This window comes from Streptomyces sp. NPDC005863 (genome assembly GCF_042871345.1).
Taxonomy (GTDB): Bacteria; Actinomycetota; Actinomycetes; order Streptomycetales; family Streptomycetaceae; genus Streptomyces.
Genome location: NZ_JBIAII010000006.1, coordinates 233,337 through 248,855, shown reverse-complemented (window position 1 = coordinate 248,855; position 15,519 = coordinate 233,337). Strand labels below are relative to the sequence as shown.

The following is a 15,519-nucleotide window of genomic DNA, read 5'->3' as shown; positions in this document are numbered from 1 at the left end:
CGGGTCATCGCGCACCTCATCCTCTGGCGTGAAGTCTCGCTTGGAGACCTATGAGTCCTACTGCTTACTTGAAGTCTCAAGTAGCTTCACTGGCAACCGTACGCCTGGTTTGTTCAATGTTCAAGGACAGGCCTCGTACAGTGGGGTACATGGATACGGCAGCGACCTCTTCCCCGGCCGACGAGCCGCGCTGGCTGGACGGCGACGAGCAGCGCGTCTGGCGGGCCTACCTCCAGGCGACCACGCTTCTCGACGACGTCCTCGACCGGCAGTTGCAGCGCGACGCGGGCATGCCGCACATGTACTACGGCATATTGGTCCAGTTGTCCGACGCCTCCCGGCGGCGGCTTCGGATGACCGAACTGGCCAAGATCATGAAAATCACCCGGTCCCGTCTCTCGCACGCGGTCGCCCGCCTGGAGAAGAGCGGCTGGGTCCGGCGCGAGGACTGCCCGTCGGACCGGCGCGGCCAGCTGGCGATCCTCACCGACGAGGGGTTCGAGGTGCTGCGCAGGACCGCACCCGGCCACGTCACCGCCGTCCGCCAGGCCCTCTTCGACCGGCTCACCCCGGAACAGCAGAAGTCCCTCGGCGAGATCATGACGATCGTCGCCGAGGGACTTCAGCCGAAGGAGGCCGGGGCGGACCTCCCCTGGCTCCGCTAGGTGCTGCCCACGAAGCTGCCCACGAACCGGGTCAGTGCGCCAGCACCGGCACCTTGACCTCGTCCTCGACGCCGTCCTGCGACGAGGCCGAGGAGTTGCCGCCCTGGGCGCCGGTGGTGATGAACGTCGCGGCGATCAGCGCGGAGACCGCGAGGATGCCGACCGCCCACCAGATGGCGCTGGTGTAGCCCTCGACCATGGCCTGCGCCTGGAGGAGCCTGGGGTTGGAGGCGGCCAGGGACGCGTGGTCCGTGAGGTACGCGGTGGTCGCCGACGCGGCGATGGTGTTCAGCAGGGCCGTGCCGATGGCGCCGCCGACCTGCTGCGAGGTGTTGACCATCGCGGAGGCGACACCCGCGTCACGGGCCTCGACGCCGTGCGTGGCAAGGGACATCGCCGGCATGAACGCCGTACCCATGCCCAGACCCAGCATCAGCTGCGCGGGCAGGATCAGACCGGCGTACGAGGTGCCGATCTCCAGCTGCGTCAGGAGCAGCATGCCGAGGGCGGCGAGCAGGAAGCCCGGGGCCATCAGCAGCCGCGGCGGGACGCGGGTCATCAGGCGGGCGCCGATCTGCGTGGAGCCCGTGATCATGCCGACGATCATCGGCAGGAAGGCGAAGCCGGTCTTGACCGGCGAGAAGCCCTTGACGATCTGCAGGTAGTACGTGAGGAACAGGAACAGGCCGAACATCGCGATGACGGCGAGACCGAGCGACAGGTAGACGCCGCCGCGGTTGCGCTCGGTCAGGACGCGCAGCGGCAGCAGCGGCGACTTGACCTTGCCCTCGGTGAGGACGAACGCGGCGAGCAGCACGGCCGACGCGACGAACATGGCGATGGTCACGGAGTCGGACCAGCCGGCGGACTCGGCGCGGGTGAAGCCGTAGACCAGCGAGACCAGGCCGAGGGTGGAGAGGACCACGCCGGGGATGTCGAGCGGCGAGCGGTTGCGGCCGCCGGCCGGCTCACGGATGACGAAGTACGCGCCCAGGGCGGCGATCACCGCGAACGGGATGTTCACGAAGAAGGTCCAGCGCCAGTTCAGGTACTCGGTGAGGAAGCCGCCGAGGATCAGGCCGACGGCGCCGCCGCCACCGGCGATCGCGCCGTAGATGCCGAAGGCCTTGGCGCGCTCCTTGGCGTCGGTGAACATCACCGCGAGCAGCGAGAGGGCGGCGGGCGCGAGCAGCGCGCCGAAGACGCCCTGCAGGGCGCGGGCGCCCAGCATCATGGCCTCGCCGGTCGCGGCGCCGCCGAGCGCGGAGGCCGCGGCGAAGCCGATCAGGCCGGTCACGAAGGTGCGCTTGCGGCCCCACAGGTCGGCGATGCGGCCGCCAAAGAGCAGCAGACCGCCGAAGGCGAGCGCGTAGGCCGTGATGACCCACTGGCGGTTGCCGTCGGATATGCCGAGGTCCTGCTGGGCGGAGGGCAGCGCGATGTTCACGATGGTCGCGTCGAGCACGACCATCAGCTGCGCGAGAGCGATGAAGACCAGCGCTCTCCAGCGGTTGGCGTCGGGCCCGGTGCCGGGCTTCAGAGCGGTTTCGGACATGGGAGTAGCCACCTAGCGGTACGGAGTGGTGAAGAACGAACGACGTACGGGATGAAGCGGTGAAGCGGGTGAGAGTCGGGGGCGGGCGGGTCAGTCCTGCCGGAGGTCCTGCAGGGTCGCCGCCTCCCCCGGGAGGTCGGAGCGGGCGGGCGCCATCAGGCCGTCGAGGAACAGCTGCAGATGGCGGTGGATGAAGCGGTCCATGCTCGGGCAGGCCGTGCCGGGCAGGGGCCGGGTGAGCTGGGAGAGGGCGACCATCAGGTCTCCGACGGCGATGTCGGTGCGCAGTTGCCCGGCCGCGCGGGCCCGCTCCATGAGGTCTTCGATGGACCGCTCCAACTGCTCGCGGGCATCGAGGAGTTCGGGGTGGAAGGGGTCGAATTCGGGCGAGAGGATCGGGCACATGGCGCCGATCCGCTCCTCGGCCGCGGCGTGCACGAAGGTGCGCAGCGCGCCGTACGCGTCACCCTCGTCGGCGTCCGCCGTGGCGATGCCCTGTTCGGCTAGGGCCGTGACGCGCTCCATCACCGTGCGGACGACCTGGCGGACCAGTTCGCCGCGGTCGGCGAAGTGACGGTAGACCGTGGCGTTGCCGACGCCGGCCCGGCGCGCGACCTCGTCGAGGGGTACGTCGGCCCCGTACTCCACGAACATCTCGCGCGCCGCGGCGACGATCCGCTCCCGGTTGCGCAGGGCGTCGGCCCGCGGGCGGGTGGCGCGGCGCTGCGGCGCGGTGGCGGTGTCCACGGCTGCTCCTCGGTCGGTGGGTCTTCGTCCGGGGCCCCGCTGGGTCCCGGCTCCGGCGATCCGGGGAGTGCTTCCCCGTTTCGCGCGGACACAGGTCTAAACGGGGAGACAGTCCCCGGATATTTCCCGTCACCCACCTGGATCCATGTGAGCCGGGTCACACCTGTTCCGGCGAGAAACCCACGATCGGTCGCACCCAGCGAGCGCACGCGCACCCCCCGGCAGAGGGTGATCGGACAGGGTGCAGCCAGGACCGGCGGCTGCCGCGGAGCGGAAGGCCACGCATGCAGCAGCCGACCTGGCGACACATACGCAGCGCCGCCCTCGCCTCCTTCTCGGCGTTCGCCCTCGCGGTCACCACGTCGGCGAGCACCGGCCGCCTGATGGAGAAGTCGCCCAGCGCGGCGGGACCGGTGGCCCTGGCCCGCGGCGCCACGCTCGCACCCTGCATGATCAGCGGCGCGATGGGCGTGCAGATGTCGGAGGGCGTGCCCACATCGCCCGGCTACGCCCGCTCCACCGGCACCGTCCGGGCCCTGAACCTCATGATCGACTTCTCCGACGCACAGGGCCGGGGCAGCGCCCTCGACCGGCTCGCGGAGTTCTTCCCGCAGACGTCGAAGTGGTTCAGGACCAGTTCGTACGGGCGCCTCGACTACCGCCCCGAATCCCCGATCAAGCACTGGCTGCGGATGCCCAAGAGCTTCGCGAAGTACGGCATAGAGCGCGGCGCCCCCTTCGACCCCGGCTACCGCACGCTCGTCGAGGACATCGTGGCGACCGCCGACCCGGACGTGGACTTCCGCTCGTACGACCTCGTGAACATATTGATCACCCCGAACGCGGGCCCCTCCGCCCTCGACACCGTCCTGTCGGTGACCTTCGCGGGCAACCACGAGGCCCCCATCGCGGACGGCGTGCCCGTCTCCAACGCGTCGTTCGTCTACAGCCGCCAGGACGACGGCTCGGGCAGCTACGGCGAGACGGGGTACCGCGTCCTGCCCCACGAGAACGGCCACGTCTTCGGCCTGCCCGACCTCTACACCCAGGAGGGCGGCGGCGCGGCGGGGCACTGGGACATCATGAGCGAGGACTGGGGGGCCAACAACGACCTGGTGGCCTGGCACAAGTGGAAGCTGGGCTGGCTCGACGACGACCAGGTCAGCTGCGCCGCGAGCTCCGGCACGACCGAGCACGTGCTGTCCCCGCTGTCCCGCACCGGCGGTACGAAGCTGGCGTTCGCCCCGCTCGACGAGAAGGCGGGGTTCGCGATCGAGGCCCGCACCGAGGGCGGCAACGACGAGGCGGTGTGCAAGCCGGGCGTCCTGATCTACCGGGTGGACGCGGAGGTCGACACCGGCCACGGCCCGGTCACGGTGTCGGACTCCAAGCCCGACAGCGGCGGCTGCACGCACCGCCCCAACGTGCACGCGGAGCTGTCCGACGCGACGTACGGCGTCGGCGAGACCTTCACCGACCGCAAGACGGGGATCCGGGTGACGGTGGCGGGCGTGAACGACGCCGGCGAGTACCGCGTGCACGTCACGCGGCCGTAGCGTCGCGTGCACGTCACGCGGCCGTAGCGTCCCCGCGGATGTGCGCCCCCGGTACGGTCTGCCGGACCTGGCGCAGGAACGCCGCGTTGCTCGGGGTCTTCGCGAGCTGTTCGAGCAGCGCCTCCAAGGAACTCTGCCCGTCCCGGCCGCGCAAGGCCCGGCGCAGCCCGCGCATGGCCGTCAACTCCTCGCCGGGCACGAGCAGTTCCTCGCGCCGGGTGCCGGAAGGGGTGACGTCGACGGCGGGGTAGACGCGGCGCCCGGCGATGGAGCGGTCGAGCCACAGCTCCATGTTGCCGGTGCTCTTCAGCTCCTCGAAGTAGTAGTCGTCGGCGCGCGATCCGGTCTCCACGAGCGCCGTCGCGAGCAGGGTGAGGGAGCCGCCCTCCTCGGCGAGCCGGGCGGCGCCGAAGAGCCGCTTGGGCCCCTGCACGGCTGAGGCGTCGACGCCACCGCTGAGGGTGCGGCCGCCGCTGGAGGCCGCGTTGTTGTACGCGCGGCACAGCCGCGTCAGCGAGTCGAAGAGCATGACGACGTCCCGCCCGTCCTCGACCATGCGCCGGGCGCGCTCGACGGCGAGTTCGGCGAGGGCGATGTGTTCCTTGGCGGGCCGGTCGAAGGTGGAGGCGAGCACCTCGCCGCGGACCGAGCGCCGCATGTCGGTGACCTCCTCGGGCCGTTCGTCGAGGAGGACGACCATGAGGTGGCACTCGGGGTGGTTGCGGGCGACGGCGGCGGCGATCTGCTGGAGCAGCACGGTCTTGCCGGTGCGCGGCGGGGCGACGATCAGCCCGCGCTGCCCCTTGCCGAGGGGCGCGACGAGATCGACGAGCCGCCCGGCGACGGGCCCGCCGGGCATCTCCAGGTGGAGCCGTTCGCGGGGATGCAGCGGGGTGAGGTCGGCGAAGCGTGGCCGGCCGCGCAGGGCGCCGACCGCCCGCCCGTTGACCCGCTCGGCCCCGGCGATCACGCGCGGCCGCCCCACGACGCCCTCGACGAAGTCGCCGGTGCGCAGCCCGAGTTGACGGATGACGGCGGCGGGTACCTGCACGTCATGAGGTCGGGGCAGGCAGTCGGACTCCCGGAGGGACCCTCGCCCGTCGCGCCCGACGTCGAGAACTCCCGTACAGGCAATGGCAGTTGCAGGTGATTCAGTGATGGTCATGAGAGGTGTGCCCTTTCGCGGACAGGCGGGCCCGGCGCGGGTCGGCACATGACCACGCCCCGCAACGACGGACGAAAAGAGAACTGCGTTTCAACAGCAGAGGAAAAAGGACCGAAGCGACGGTCCGGCAGATCCCGACAGAGGCCGGGAGGCACGGGCGCCCGAGACGGGGCGTACACACGTACCACTCGCAAGGTAACACAGGGAACCGCGAAAGACCCCCGCCCTAACCCACCACCAACGACCCACCAGACCGATAAGTTAGGTTAGGCTCACCTAACGAGTTGGGAGAGGCACCATGCCCGAGCACATACCGAACGCGTCACCCACAGACGAGTTCGCCGGGCGCACGGCGCTGGTGACCGGCGCGGGCCAGGGCATCGGCGCAGCGGTCGCCACCGCCCTCGCGGCACGGGGCGCACACGTCGTCGCCACGGACCGTGCAACGCACGGCATCAACGAACTGGCCCACGCCACAGGCGAGTCGACCGGCACGGTCACCCCCCGAGTCATGGACGTAACCGACGCGACCACCGTCAGCACCGTCATCACCGACATCGTCCGCGACCACGGCGCACTCGACCTCCTGGTGAACGTCGCAGGCATCCTCCGCAGCTCCCCCGCGCTAGAACTGACCGACGCAGACTGGGCCGAGACCTTCGCCGTCAACGCCACCGGCGTCTTCCACACCTCCCGCGCGGCCGCGGCACACATGACGGCGCGCGGCTCCGGCTGCATCATCACCGTGGGCTCCAACGCCGCGGGCATCCCCCGCACGGGCATGGCCGCGTACGCAGCGTCCAAGGCAGCGGCGACGGCCTTCACCAAATGCCTCGGCCTGGAGGTCGCCCGCAGCGGCGTGCGCTGCAACGTCGTGGCCCCCGGCACCACGGACACCGCGATGCAGCGCGCCCTCTGGCCCGACGCCACGTCCCCCGAACCCCCGCCCGGCGTCCTGGACGGCGACCTCAAGACGTACCGCACAGGCATCCCCCTGGGCCGCATGGCCACCCCCCAGGACATAGCCGAGGCAGTCCTGTTCCTGTCCTCGGACCGCGCCCGCCACATCACACTCCAGGAGCTGTACGTGGACGGCGGAGCAACCCTGCGCTGAAAAGCAACCGCCCCACCGAGCCGCACCCGCCCACGCTCGGGAGGGGACGCGGGGGTATGTGCGCACGGAGCACCGAGCACACGGTGGCCTCGTTGCCCACGAGGCGTGGCGAACAGTGGATGGCGAGTACGCACATACCCCCGCGGCCCCGCACCCAAAAGCGAACCCAAGGCGCAACGGACGCACCCGCAGCCAAGACAGAAACCCGCCCCGCACCCGGAACCCGCACCCACACCCGCCCCGGGACCCGCACCCGCACCCGCACCCGCACCCAAGATTGGAGCCCCCGTGCCGACCGCACCCGAGGTCGCCCCACCCGCCCAGACCCCCGAGCACCCGCACCCGCACTCGCACCCCCACCCCCACCCCGTCGCAGGCGCAGCCACCGCGCTCCTGGCCGCCTACACCCCGCCCGCCCGCTTCCTGGGCACCCCCACCCGCACCCTGCTCACCACCGGCGTACACGCGGAAGTCCCGCACGACGAGAGACCGTTGCCGCACCGCGTCACCGCCACCCTGACCGCCGCACACCGCGCCGGAGTCGCGGACCCGTACGTCATCGGCGCGGTCCCCTTCGACCACACCGCCCCCGCCGCCCTCACCGTCCCCGAAACGTCGCACACCGCGCCCCCGCTCGCCGCGGACCCCCTGATCGCCCTGCCGACGGAGACTCCGGACGCGACCGGCTGGCGCATCCGCCCGGTCCCCGCTCCGGAGGAGTACCGCGCGGGCGTGGCCGCCGCGGTGGACCGCATGTGGCGCGGCGACTTCAGCAAGGTCGTCCTCGCCCGCACCCTCGAACTCACCGCGCCCGCCCCGCTGGACCTCCCCGCGATGCTCCAGCGCCTGGCCCGCCGCGACCCGGCCGGTTACGTCTTCGCGCTGCCCACGGCCCCCGGCCGTACCCTGATCGGCGCCAGCCCCGAACTCCTCGTCTCGCGCCGCGGCCACAAGATCGTGGCGAACCCGCTCGCCGGCTCGGCGCCCCGCAGCGCCGACCTCGCCGAGGACGTGCGCAGGGCGGCCGCCCTCCTGGAGTCGGCCAAGGACCTGCACGAGCACGCGGTCGTGGTGGACGGCGTGCACCAGGCGCTGGCCGCCCACTGCACGGAGCTGACCGTGCCGGCCCGCCCCACCCTCGTCCGCACCGCGACGATGTGGCACCTGTCGACCACGGTGACCGGCACGCTCACCGACCCGGCCGTGTCCGCGCTGGAACTGGCCTGCGCCCTGCACCCCACCCCCGCGGTGTGCGGCACGCCGACGGCGACCGCGCGGGAGGTGATCCGTGCGACGGAACCGTTCGACCGCGGTTTCTTCACGGGTGTCGTCGGTTGGGGCGACGCGAAGGGGGACGGCGAGTGGGTGGTGACCATCCGCTGCGCGGAGGCCGGGGAACGGAGTCTGCGGCTGTACGCGGGCGCCGGCGTGGTCGCCGCGTCGGATCCTGAGGCGGAGACGGCGGAGACGGGCGCGAAGTTCCGTACGTTCCTGAACGCGGTGGGAGCGACCCTGTGAACGCGTACACCCCCGAAGCCCCCACCTGGCCCGAGGAGTTCGCGTCCCGCTACCGTGCCGCGGGCTGGTGGCGCGGGGAGACCTTCGGCCAGATGCTGCGCGAGCGCGCGGCCGACCACCCCGACCGCGTGGCGATCGTGGACCCGGCGGGCCCGGCGCCACGCCGCTGGACCTACGCCGAGCTCGACGACCGGGCCGACCGCCTGGCGGCGGGCCTGCTGGCCCGAGGGATCGCCAAGGGCGACAAGGTGGTCGTCCAACTGCCCAACATCGCCGAGTTCTTCGAGACCGTCTTCGCCCTGTTCCGCATCGGCGCGCTCCCGGTCTTCGCGCTGCCCGCGCACCGCGAGACGGAGATCCGCTACTTCTGCGAGTTCACGGAGGCCGCGGCGTACGTCATCCCGCAGGAGCTCGGCGGCTTCGACCACCGGGGGCTCGCGGCGAAGCTGGTGGACGAAGTCCCCACGCTGCGGCATGTGTTCGTGGCCGACGGCGACCCGGGACCGTTCGAGGCGCTGTCGGACGTCACCGCCGAACCGGCCGGGATCACGGATCCCCCGGCCCCATCCGACCTGGCGTTCCTCCAGCTCTCCGGCGGCAGCACGGGCGTACCGAAACTGATCCCGCGCACCCACGACGACTACATGTATTCGTTGCGCGGCTCGAACGGCATCTGCGCGGTCGACGAGGACAGCGTCTACCTCGTGGCGCTGCCCGCCGGGCACAACTTCCCGCTGTCGTCACCGGGTTCGCTGGGCGCGCTGTACGCGGGCGCCCGCGTCGTGCTCTGCCCCCGGCCGGGCCCCGAGACCGCCTTCCCCCTCATCGAGGCCGAGGGCGTCACCCTCACGGGCCTGGTCCCGCCGCTCGCCCTGCTCTGGACGGATGCGGCGACCACCACCCCGTACGACCTGAGCAGCCTGGAGGTCCTCCTGGTGGGCGGCGCGAAGTTCAGCGAGGAGGCGGCGCGCCGGGTGAAGCCGGCGCTGGGCTGCACGCTGCAGCAGGTCTTCGGCATGGCGGAGGGCCTGGTCAACTACACGCGCCTGGACGACGACACGGAGACGATCGTCACCACGCAGGGCCGCCCGATCTCGCCGGACGACGAGATCCGCGTCGTCGACGACGAGGACAACGACGTGCCGACGGGCGGGACGGGGCATCTGCTCACCCGCGGCCCGTACACGATCCGCGGCTACTGGAAGGCGCCGGAGCACAACGCGCGTTCCTTCACGGCGGACGGCTTCTACCGCACGGGCGATGTCGTACGCCGCACCGAGACCGGCCACATCGTCGTCGAGGGCCGGGCCAAGGACCAGATCAACCGGGGCGGCGAGAAGATCGCGGCCGAGGAGGTGGAGAACCATCTCCTCGCCCACCCGTCCGTGCACGACGCCAACGTGGTCGCCGAGCCCGACCCGTACCTGGGCGAGCGGACCTGCGCGTACGTGATCCTGCGCGCGGACGCGGAGCCGCTGAAGCCGGTCGCCGTCAAGAAGTTCGTACGCGAACGGGGCCTCGCCTCCTACAAGGTGCCGGACCGGGTGGAGTTCGTGACGGCGTTCCCGCAGACGGGGGTCGGCAAGATCTCGAAGAGGGACCTGCGCGCGGCGTCGGCCCGCACCCCCGCGTCCGCCGCGCCTTCTCCGTCCACCGTATCCACCTCGTCCATCCCGTCCATCCCGTCCTCGTGCTCCTCCCCCTCCTCCCCCGCCCCATCCGCCTGACCGGAACGGAACACCCCACCACCATGGCCCTGCCCGCCATCACGCCCTATCCGATGCCGTCGGCCGACGCGCTGCCGGCGAACCGCGTCGACTGGAAGGTCGACCCGTCCCGCGCCGTCCTCCTCGTACACGATCTGCAGAACTACTTCCTCTCCGCGTACGACCGGACGGCCTCACCCGTACCCGAACTGCTCGCCAACGTCGCGGAGTTGAAGCGGTCGGCGACCCGGCTCGGCGTGCCGGTCCTGCACACCGCGCAGCCGGGCGGCCAGACCCCCGCCGAGCGCGGACTCCAGCAGGACTTCTGGGGTCCCGGGCTGCCCGACGACGCGCACGCGGCGGCCATCGCGGCCGAGATCGGCCCGGCGCCCGCCGAGACGGTCCTCACCAAGTGGAAGTACAGCGGCTTCGTCCGCACGGACCTGCTGGAGCGGATGCGCGAACAGGGCCGCGACCAGCTGGTGATCACCGGCGTCTACGCCCACATCGGCGTGCTGATGACGGCGTGCGACGCGTGGATGCAGGACATCGAGGCGTTCGTCGTGGCCGACGCGGTGGCGGACTTCTCGGCGGACGACCACGCGATGGCGCTGCGCTGGGCGGCGGGGAAGTGCGCGGTGGTGACGACGGCGGGGGCGGTGTTCGGGGCGGGGGTGTAGGGCGGCTCGCGTCGAGGGGGTCGCTCGGCTCGGGCCGGCTCGGGCTCCCCTTCGACGCCCCCCGACGGACCCGACGCGGTCAGCCCGCGCAGACGTCCGACGCTCGCCCGGCCCGGAGGCCGGCGCCGGACCCCGCCCCGTCGAGGGCAGCGGTCAGCGCGTCGAGCCGGGCTCGCAGGTCCCTGACCTCCCCCAGGGACAGCCCCGTGGCCTCGGCGATGGCGCGGGGCACGGCCCGCGCCTTCTCGCGGAGCGCGACCCCGTCGTCGGTGAGCCGGACGGTCACGGACCGCTCGTCCTCCGGGCTCCGCCGCCGCTCCACGTGGCCGGCCGCCTCCAGGCGCTTGAGCAGCGGCGAGAGCGTGCCGGAGTCGAGCCGCAGCCGCTCCCCGATCCTCTTGACGGGGAGCTCGCCGTGCTCCCAGAGCACGAGCATCACCAGGTACTGCGGGTAGGTGAGCCCCAGATCCTTGAGCGCGGTGCGGTAGACGCCGTTGAAGGCGCGGGCGGCCGCGTGCAGCGAGAAGCAGATCTGCTCGTCGAGCCGCAGAAAGTCCTGCTCGTCCCGTACACCGTCGCCGCTCGACCCGGCCTGTGCCTTCTCCATGAGGCCAGGCTACCTCGACGCCCCATTCAGTTGTGCACAACTTAATTGCGTGCTCTACTTCTCGTACGCACCACACAACGACGTACGCACCACACACCGACGTACGCAGCACACAACGAGGAGAGGGACACCATGGACGCGCTGTACACCGCCGTGGCCACCGCCAACGGGCGCGAAGGCCGTGCCGTCAGCTCGGACGGCCAGATCGACCTGCGGCTCGGCTTCCCCGTGGCCCTGGGCGGCGACGGCCAGGGCACCAACCCCGAGCAGCTCTTCGCCGCCGGGTACGCCGCGTGCTTCGCGAGCGCGATGGGCAACGTCGCCCGGCAGGAGAAGATCGACGTCACGGACGTGTCGGTGACCGCCGAGGTCAGCATCGGCAAGGACACCGACGGCGGCTTCGGCCTCGCCGTGGTCATGCGGGCCGAGCTCCCGGACCACCTGCAGGGCCCCGCGGGCGAGGAGCTCCTGCGCAAGACGCACGCGTTCTGCCCCTACTCCAAGGCGACCCGCGGCAACATCCCGGTGGAGCTCGTCATCGAATAGCGGGCGTCACGGGGTACGGGGGTACGGGCGTGAGCCCGCGGGTCACGAAGCCTCGCTCAGCGCCAGGCCCGACCCGGTCCCGAGCCCCGGCCCCGCGCCCTCGTCCGGGGCGACGCGCCAGACGCGGGCCAGCTCGGAGAGTGGCACGCCGAGCACCTCGCTGAGGCGGACGACGGTGCCGAAGGCCGGCGTGGGCAGCCGGCCGGTCTCGATCTTGCGGAGGGTCTCCGGCGAGATCCCGGCCGCGAGGGCCACGTCGACGGGGCTGCGCCCGGCCCGGGCGGCGCGCAGCGCGGCCCCGAGGCGTCGGCCCGCCTCGATCTGTTCGGGGGCGAGCGGGTGGCGAACCATGCGGACAGGGTAGGGGCGCCCGTCTTCGACCGGCAACCGTCCGGCCCCTCGGCGCCCCCTGGTATAAATATACCGGCCAGCAGCCGACCACTCATGGCCGGACACACCTCGGGGAACAGAGGACCGCAGTGATCGAACACAAGTCGCCCAGGGACATCGAGCGCATGCACGTGACCGGCCGGTTCGTCGGCCAGGTCCTCGAAGAGCTCGGCGATCTCGCCGCGGTGGGGGTCGACCTGATGGACCTGGAGCACCACGCGCGGCGCCGCATCGAGGAGCGCGGCGCGGTGTCCTGCTACTGGGACTACGCCCCGTCGTTCGGCAAGGGCCCGTTCCGCAACGTGGTGTGCCTGTCGGTCAACGACGCGGTGCTGCACGGACTGCCGCACCCGTACAAGCTGCGCGACGGCGATGTGCTGACCATGGACATGGCCGTGACCATCGACGGCTGGTCGGCGGACTCGGCCCACACCGTCATCGTCGGCACGCCGGCGGCGGAGGACGTCCGGCTGATCGAGGCCACGGAGGTCGCCCTCGACTCCGCGATCCGGGTCGCCCGCCCCGGCAACCGCATCGGCGACATCTCGGCGGCGATCGGCGCGGTGGCCGCGGAGTACGGCTACCGGGTCAACCTGGAGTTCGGCGGCCACGGCATCGGCCGCACGATGCACGAGGACCTGCACATCCCCAACGACGGGCGTGCGGGGCGGGGTTGGAAGCTCCGGCCGGGCCTCACCATCGCGATCGAGCCCTGGTTCGCCCGCGGCACCGACAAGATCGTGTACGACCCGGACGGCTGGACCATCCGCTCGGCCGACGGTTCCCGCACGGCCCACTCGGAGCACACGGTCGCCGTCACGGAGGACGCCCCGCTGATCCTGACGACCCGCCCGCGCCGCCTCGCGGAGGAACAGGGCACGGCCACCGCCCCCAACTCCCGTACACCGTCGTCCTGAAGCACGACAATGGCGAGGCCCGCGCGAGGACCGTACGAAGGACGTACGAGGCCGTGCGGGGAGAGGGCAGGGGACGAAGTGACTGGGAACGAGCGCCCGTCGGACGTGCCGGACAGGCTGAACACCGGGATCGCCCACAACGCGCGGGTGTGGAACTACTGGATCGGCGGCAAGGACCACTACGAGGTCGACCAGCAGGTCGGCGACCAGGTCGCCACGATGTTCCCGGTGATCCGGGACGTCGCGCGGGCGGACCGCGAGTTCCTGGGCCGCGCGGTCCGCTTCCTGACCGCGGAGCGCGGGGTGCGCCAGTTCCTGGACATCGGCACGGGGCTGCCGACCCTGGACAACACCCATGAGATAGCGCAGCGGGTCGCCCCGGAGTCCCGCATCGTCTACGTGGACAACGACCCGATCGTGCTTGTCCACGCCCGCAGCCTGCTGGTCGGCACGCCGCAGGGGGCGACGGACTACATCGACGCCGACATCCGCCGCCCGGACGACGTCATCGCGGGCGCCTCGTCGACGCTCGACCTCGAACGCCCCGTGGCCGTGATGATGTTGGGCATCCTCAACTTCGTCACGGACACGGACGAGGCACGGGACATCGTGCGCCGCTTCATGGCCGCGGTCCCCTCCGGCAGCTTCCTCGTCCTGACCCATCCGACCACGGACGCCGACCTCGACGGCGAGGGCAACGTGGAGGCCATGCGGTTCTGGAACGAGAACGCCACCCCGCCGATCACCGCCCGCACCCGCACGGAGATCGCCGCGTTCTTCGAGGGCCTGGACCTCCTGGCGCCGGGCCTGGTCTCCTGCTCGCACTGGCGCCCCGACGGCGGCTCCGCCCCGACGCTCCCCCAGTTCGGCGCCGTGGCGGTGAAACCCTGAGGCCCGCGACGACCCCTAGTACCGGTCGTCGTCGTAGTCCGTGGTGTCCTGGCCGTAGGAATCGTCGTCCGCGGGCAGCGGCGGGAGCACCATGTCCCGCTGCAACGGTCCCGGGTCCTGCTGGCGTTGGTAGCGGTGCATGCGGACCCGCAGATGCATCTTCCGCTCCTGCACCCTCAGCCGACGCCGCTCACGCCGCCCGGCGTCGTCGTCGTCCAAGTCCTGGATGAGGCGCCGGTTCTCGAAGTAGTCACGCTCCTGGCCGGCCACGTCCTCCCCGGGCGAGGGGGCGTCCTCGTGGTCACCGTCGTCATCCGAGTGGGCAGTCATACGGCTCACGGTACCGGCTGCCCCCGACGCCCACATGTGGTGTCCGCCACTGCGGCCGTGCCGCGGTGGCGGCCGCGTGGGCCGCCACCGCCGTGCTCAGACGACAAGGCGTCCCGCGGCGGAGTCCCGCGCGGAGCGCGACCTGCGCAGGTCACGGGTGACCACGGCCTTCTGCAGCCAGCGGTCGGTGCCGTCGTACCGTGCCGTGAAGGCCCGACGGCCGTGCACGGCAAGGTAGTTGTCGACGACCAGCAGGTTGCCGGCCTCCACCACCACGTCCTGCTGCGCGCGCTCCAGCTCCGTCACCAGCTCCTTGAGCGCCCGCTCCGCCTCGGCGTCACCGTCGACGCAGCGCATGAAGAACGGGTCGATGCGCAGGTACGGGGAGTCCGCGGCGCCGAAGAGCACGGCGACCGGCGTGGGGTCCTCCCGCATCGCGCGCACCCGCAGCAGCCCGGGGTCGTTGGGCCGCTGAACGGCGAGCTGACGCAGGTGCTCGTCGTCGGGCAGGATGTAGAACCGCTGCTCGGACAGCACCTGCCGGGCGTCCGCCGAAAGCTCCACGTCCCGGACCGAGGCCAGGGTCGTCGGCACCCGGTCGTGATTGCGGACGCCGAAGAGGGCGAGATAGTCACAGCGGTAGGGGTGGAACGCGTCCTCGGTGTGCCATTCGAGGAGCACATCGCTGCCGTGCCCGCTCTGCTCGCCCTCCTCGCCGGCGATGGGCAGCACGTTCTGGATCAGCCGCCCGGACTGCAGGGTGGGCCAGCTGAACACCTCGCCGAGGCACTCGCCCATCAGCGCGAGGAAGAGCTCCTCCCTGCGGGTGCGGCCCGCGGCGGCGGCCTCCGCCCAGTTGCGGGGCGTCGGGCCGACGGCGTCGTCGTCGACACCGAAGCCGCGCAGCATGAACGCGGCGGCCGCGTCGTTGCGCCGGAACTCCTCCAGGAACCGGCGCAGTCCGACCGGTACCCGTGCCACCAGCTCCCAGGCACTGTCGTAGAACGCCGGGTCGCCCGGATCGTTCCGTGCCACGTCCGGTGCGTCGAGCAACCGGTGCAGGGAGGATATTTCCTCGGTGGACAGGTCGTAACTCAAAATGCCGTGGTACTGACTCATGAAATTCTCGTTT

General features: G+C 71.7%; 16 protein-coding genes. 9 read left to right on the top strand and 7 right to left on the bottom strand.

What is annotated here, in order from left to right; all coding sequences use genetic code 11:
• The first annotated feature begins 149 nt into the window (after window positions 1-149).
• A complete protein-coding gene (locus tag ACFYO9_RS22635; RefSeq protein ID WP_355807555.1) occupies window positions 150-665 on the top strand; it encodes a MarR family transcriptional regulator in 516 nt (171 codons plus the stop codon).
• A 31-nt stretch (window positions 666-696) separates the two neighbouring features.
• Here the strand turns inward: ACFYO9_RS22635 and ACFYO9_RS22630 are convergent, their stop codons facing one another.
• Window positions 697-2,220: an MFS transporter gene (locus ACFYO9_RS22630; protein ID WP_355807557.1), complete on the bottom strand. Its 1,524-nt coding sequence runs from the start codon at window positions 2,218-2,220 to the stop codon at window positions 697-699.
• Window positions 2,221-2,310: 90 nt separating this feature from the next.
• The gene (locus tag ACFYO9_RS22625) at window positions 2,311-2,967 is read right to left on the bottom strand and encodes a TetR/AcrR family transcriptional regulator (protein WP_358774862.1); all 657 of its coding nucleotides are present in this window, start codon (window positions 2,965-2,967) and stop codon (window positions 2,311-2,313) included.
• Window positions 2,968-3,251: 284 nt separating this feature from the next.
• Between ACFYO9_RS22625 and ACFYO9_RS22620 the strand changes: the two genes are divergently transcribed.
• Complete coding sequence (locus tag ACFYO9_RS22620; protein ID WP_355807561.1) at window positions 3,252-4,523, top strand: M6 family metalloprotease domain-containing protein; 1,272 nt, start codon at window positions 3,252-3,254, stop codon at window positions 4,521-4,523.
• Between the two features lie 13 nt (window positions 4,524-4,536).
• On the opposite strand, the gene rho is transcribed toward ACFYO9_RS22620, so the two are convergent.
• Window positions 4,537-5,688, bottom strand: coding sequence for a transcription termination factor Rho (gene rho / locus ACFYO9_RS22615; protein WP_358774864.1), 1,152 nt, complete (start codon window positions 5,686-5,688; stop codon window positions 4,537-4,539).
• A 298-nt stretch (window positions 5,689-5,986) separates the two neighbouring features.
• Here rho and ACFYO9_RS22610 point away from each other — a divergent pair, with 298 nt between their 5' ends.
• The 4 genes from ACFYO9_RS22610 to ACFYO9_RS22595 all read left to right on the top strand — a co-directional run bounded on the left by ACFYO9_RS22610 (window position 5,987) and on the right by ACFYO9_RS22595 (window position 10,706).
• On the top strand, window positions 5,987-6,802 hold the full coding sequence (locus ACFYO9_RS22610) for a 2,3-dihydro-2,3-dihydroxybenzoate dehydrogenase (RefSeq protein ID WP_358774866.1): 816 nt from the start codon (window positions 5,987-5,989) through the stop codon (window positions 6,800-6,802).
• A gap of 288 nt (window positions 6,803-7,090) precedes the next feature.
• Window positions 7,091-8,320 (top strand): isochorismate synthase DhbC, encoded by a 1,230-nt coding sequence (gene dhbC, locus ACFYO9_RS22605; RefSeq protein ID WP_388666513.1) that lies wholly within the window; start codon window positions 7,091-7,093, stop codon window positions 8,318-8,320.
• Window positions 8,317-10,047 (top strand): (2,3-dihydroxybenzoyl)adenylate synthase, encoded by a 1,731-nt coding sequence (locus ACFYO9_RS22600; protein ID WP_358774867.1) that lies wholly within the window; start codon window positions 8,317-8,319, stop codon window positions 10,045-10,047. Before dhbC ends, ACFYO9_RS22600 begins: the two co-directional genes overlap by 4 nt.
• Before the next feature lie 23 nt (window positions 10,048-10,070).
• Window positions 10,071-10,706 (top strand): isochorismatase family protein, encoded by a 636-nt coding sequence (locus ACFYO9_RS22595; RefSeq protein WP_358775073.1) that lies wholly within the window; start codon window positions 10,071-10,073, stop codon window positions 10,704-10,706.
• A 79-nt stretch (window positions 10,707-10,785) separates the two neighbouring features.
• Here ACFYO9_RS22595 and ACFYO9_RS22590 read toward each other — a convergent pair whose 3' ends face one another.
• On the bottom strand, window positions 10,786-11,313 hold the full coding sequence (locus ACFYO9_RS22590; RefSeq protein ID WP_358711310.1) for a MarR family transcriptional regulator: 528 nt from the start codon (window positions 11,311-11,313) through the stop codon (window positions 10,786-10,788).
• Window positions 11,314-11,445: 132 nt separating this feature from the next.
• Here ACFYO9_RS22590 and ACFYO9_RS22585 point away from each other — a divergent pair, with 132 nt between their 5' ends.
• A complete protein-coding gene (locus ACFYO9_RS22585; protein WP_355807573.1) occupies window positions 11,446-11,859 on the top strand; it encodes an organic hydroperoxide resistance protein in 414 nt (137 codons plus the stop codon).
• Window positions 11,860-11,901: 42 nt separating this feature from the next.
• Here ACFYO9_RS22585 and ACFYO9_RS22580 read toward each other — a convergent pair whose 3' ends face one another.
• The gene (locus tag ACFYO9_RS22580) at window positions 11,902-12,210 is read right to left on the bottom strand and encodes a helix-turn-helix transcriptional regulator (protein ID WP_358711308.1); all 309 of its coding nucleotides are present in this window, start codon (window positions 12,208-12,210) and stop codon (window positions 11,902-11,904) included.
• A gap of 128 nt (window positions 12,211-12,338) precedes the next feature.
• Between ACFYO9_RS22580 and map the strand changes: the two genes are divergently transcribed.
• Both map and ACFYO9_RS22570 read left to right on the top strand, forming a co-directional pair.
• The gene (map, locus tag ACFYO9_RS22575; RefSeq protein ID WP_358711306.1) at window positions 12,339-13,166 is read left to right on the top strand and encodes a type I methionyl aminopeptidase; all 828 of its coding nucleotides are present in this window, start codon (window positions 12,339-12,341) and stop codon (window positions 13,164-13,166) included.
• A gap of 78 nt (window positions 13,167-13,244) precedes the next feature.
• On the top strand, window positions 13,245-14,057 hold the full coding sequence (locus ACFYO9_RS22570) for an SAM-dependent methyltransferase (protein WP_358711304.1): 813 nt from the start codon (window positions 13,245-13,247) through the stop codon (window positions 14,055-14,057).
• Window positions 14,058-14,072: 15 nt separating this feature from the next.
• Here the strand turns inward: ACFYO9_RS22570 and ACFYO9_RS22565 are convergent, their stop codons facing one another.
• Together ACFYO9_RS22565 and gntD are read right to left on the bottom strand one after the other, a co-directional pair.
• The gene (locus ACFYO9_RS22565; RefSeq protein WP_358774869.1) at window positions 14,073-14,387 is read right to left on the bottom strand and encodes a hypothetical protein; all 315 of its coding nucleotides are present in this window, start codon (window positions 14,385-14,387) and stop codon (window positions 14,073-14,075) included.
• A gap of 96 nt (window positions 14,388-14,483) precedes the next feature.
• Entirely contained in the window at window positions 14,484-15,506 is a 1,023-nt protein-coding gene (gene gntD / locus ACFYO9_RS22560; protein ID WP_358774871.1) for a guanitoxin biosynthesis L-enduracididine beta-hydroxylase GntD, read from the bottom strand.
• Between the last annotated feature and the right edge of the window lie 13 nt (window positions 15,507-15,519).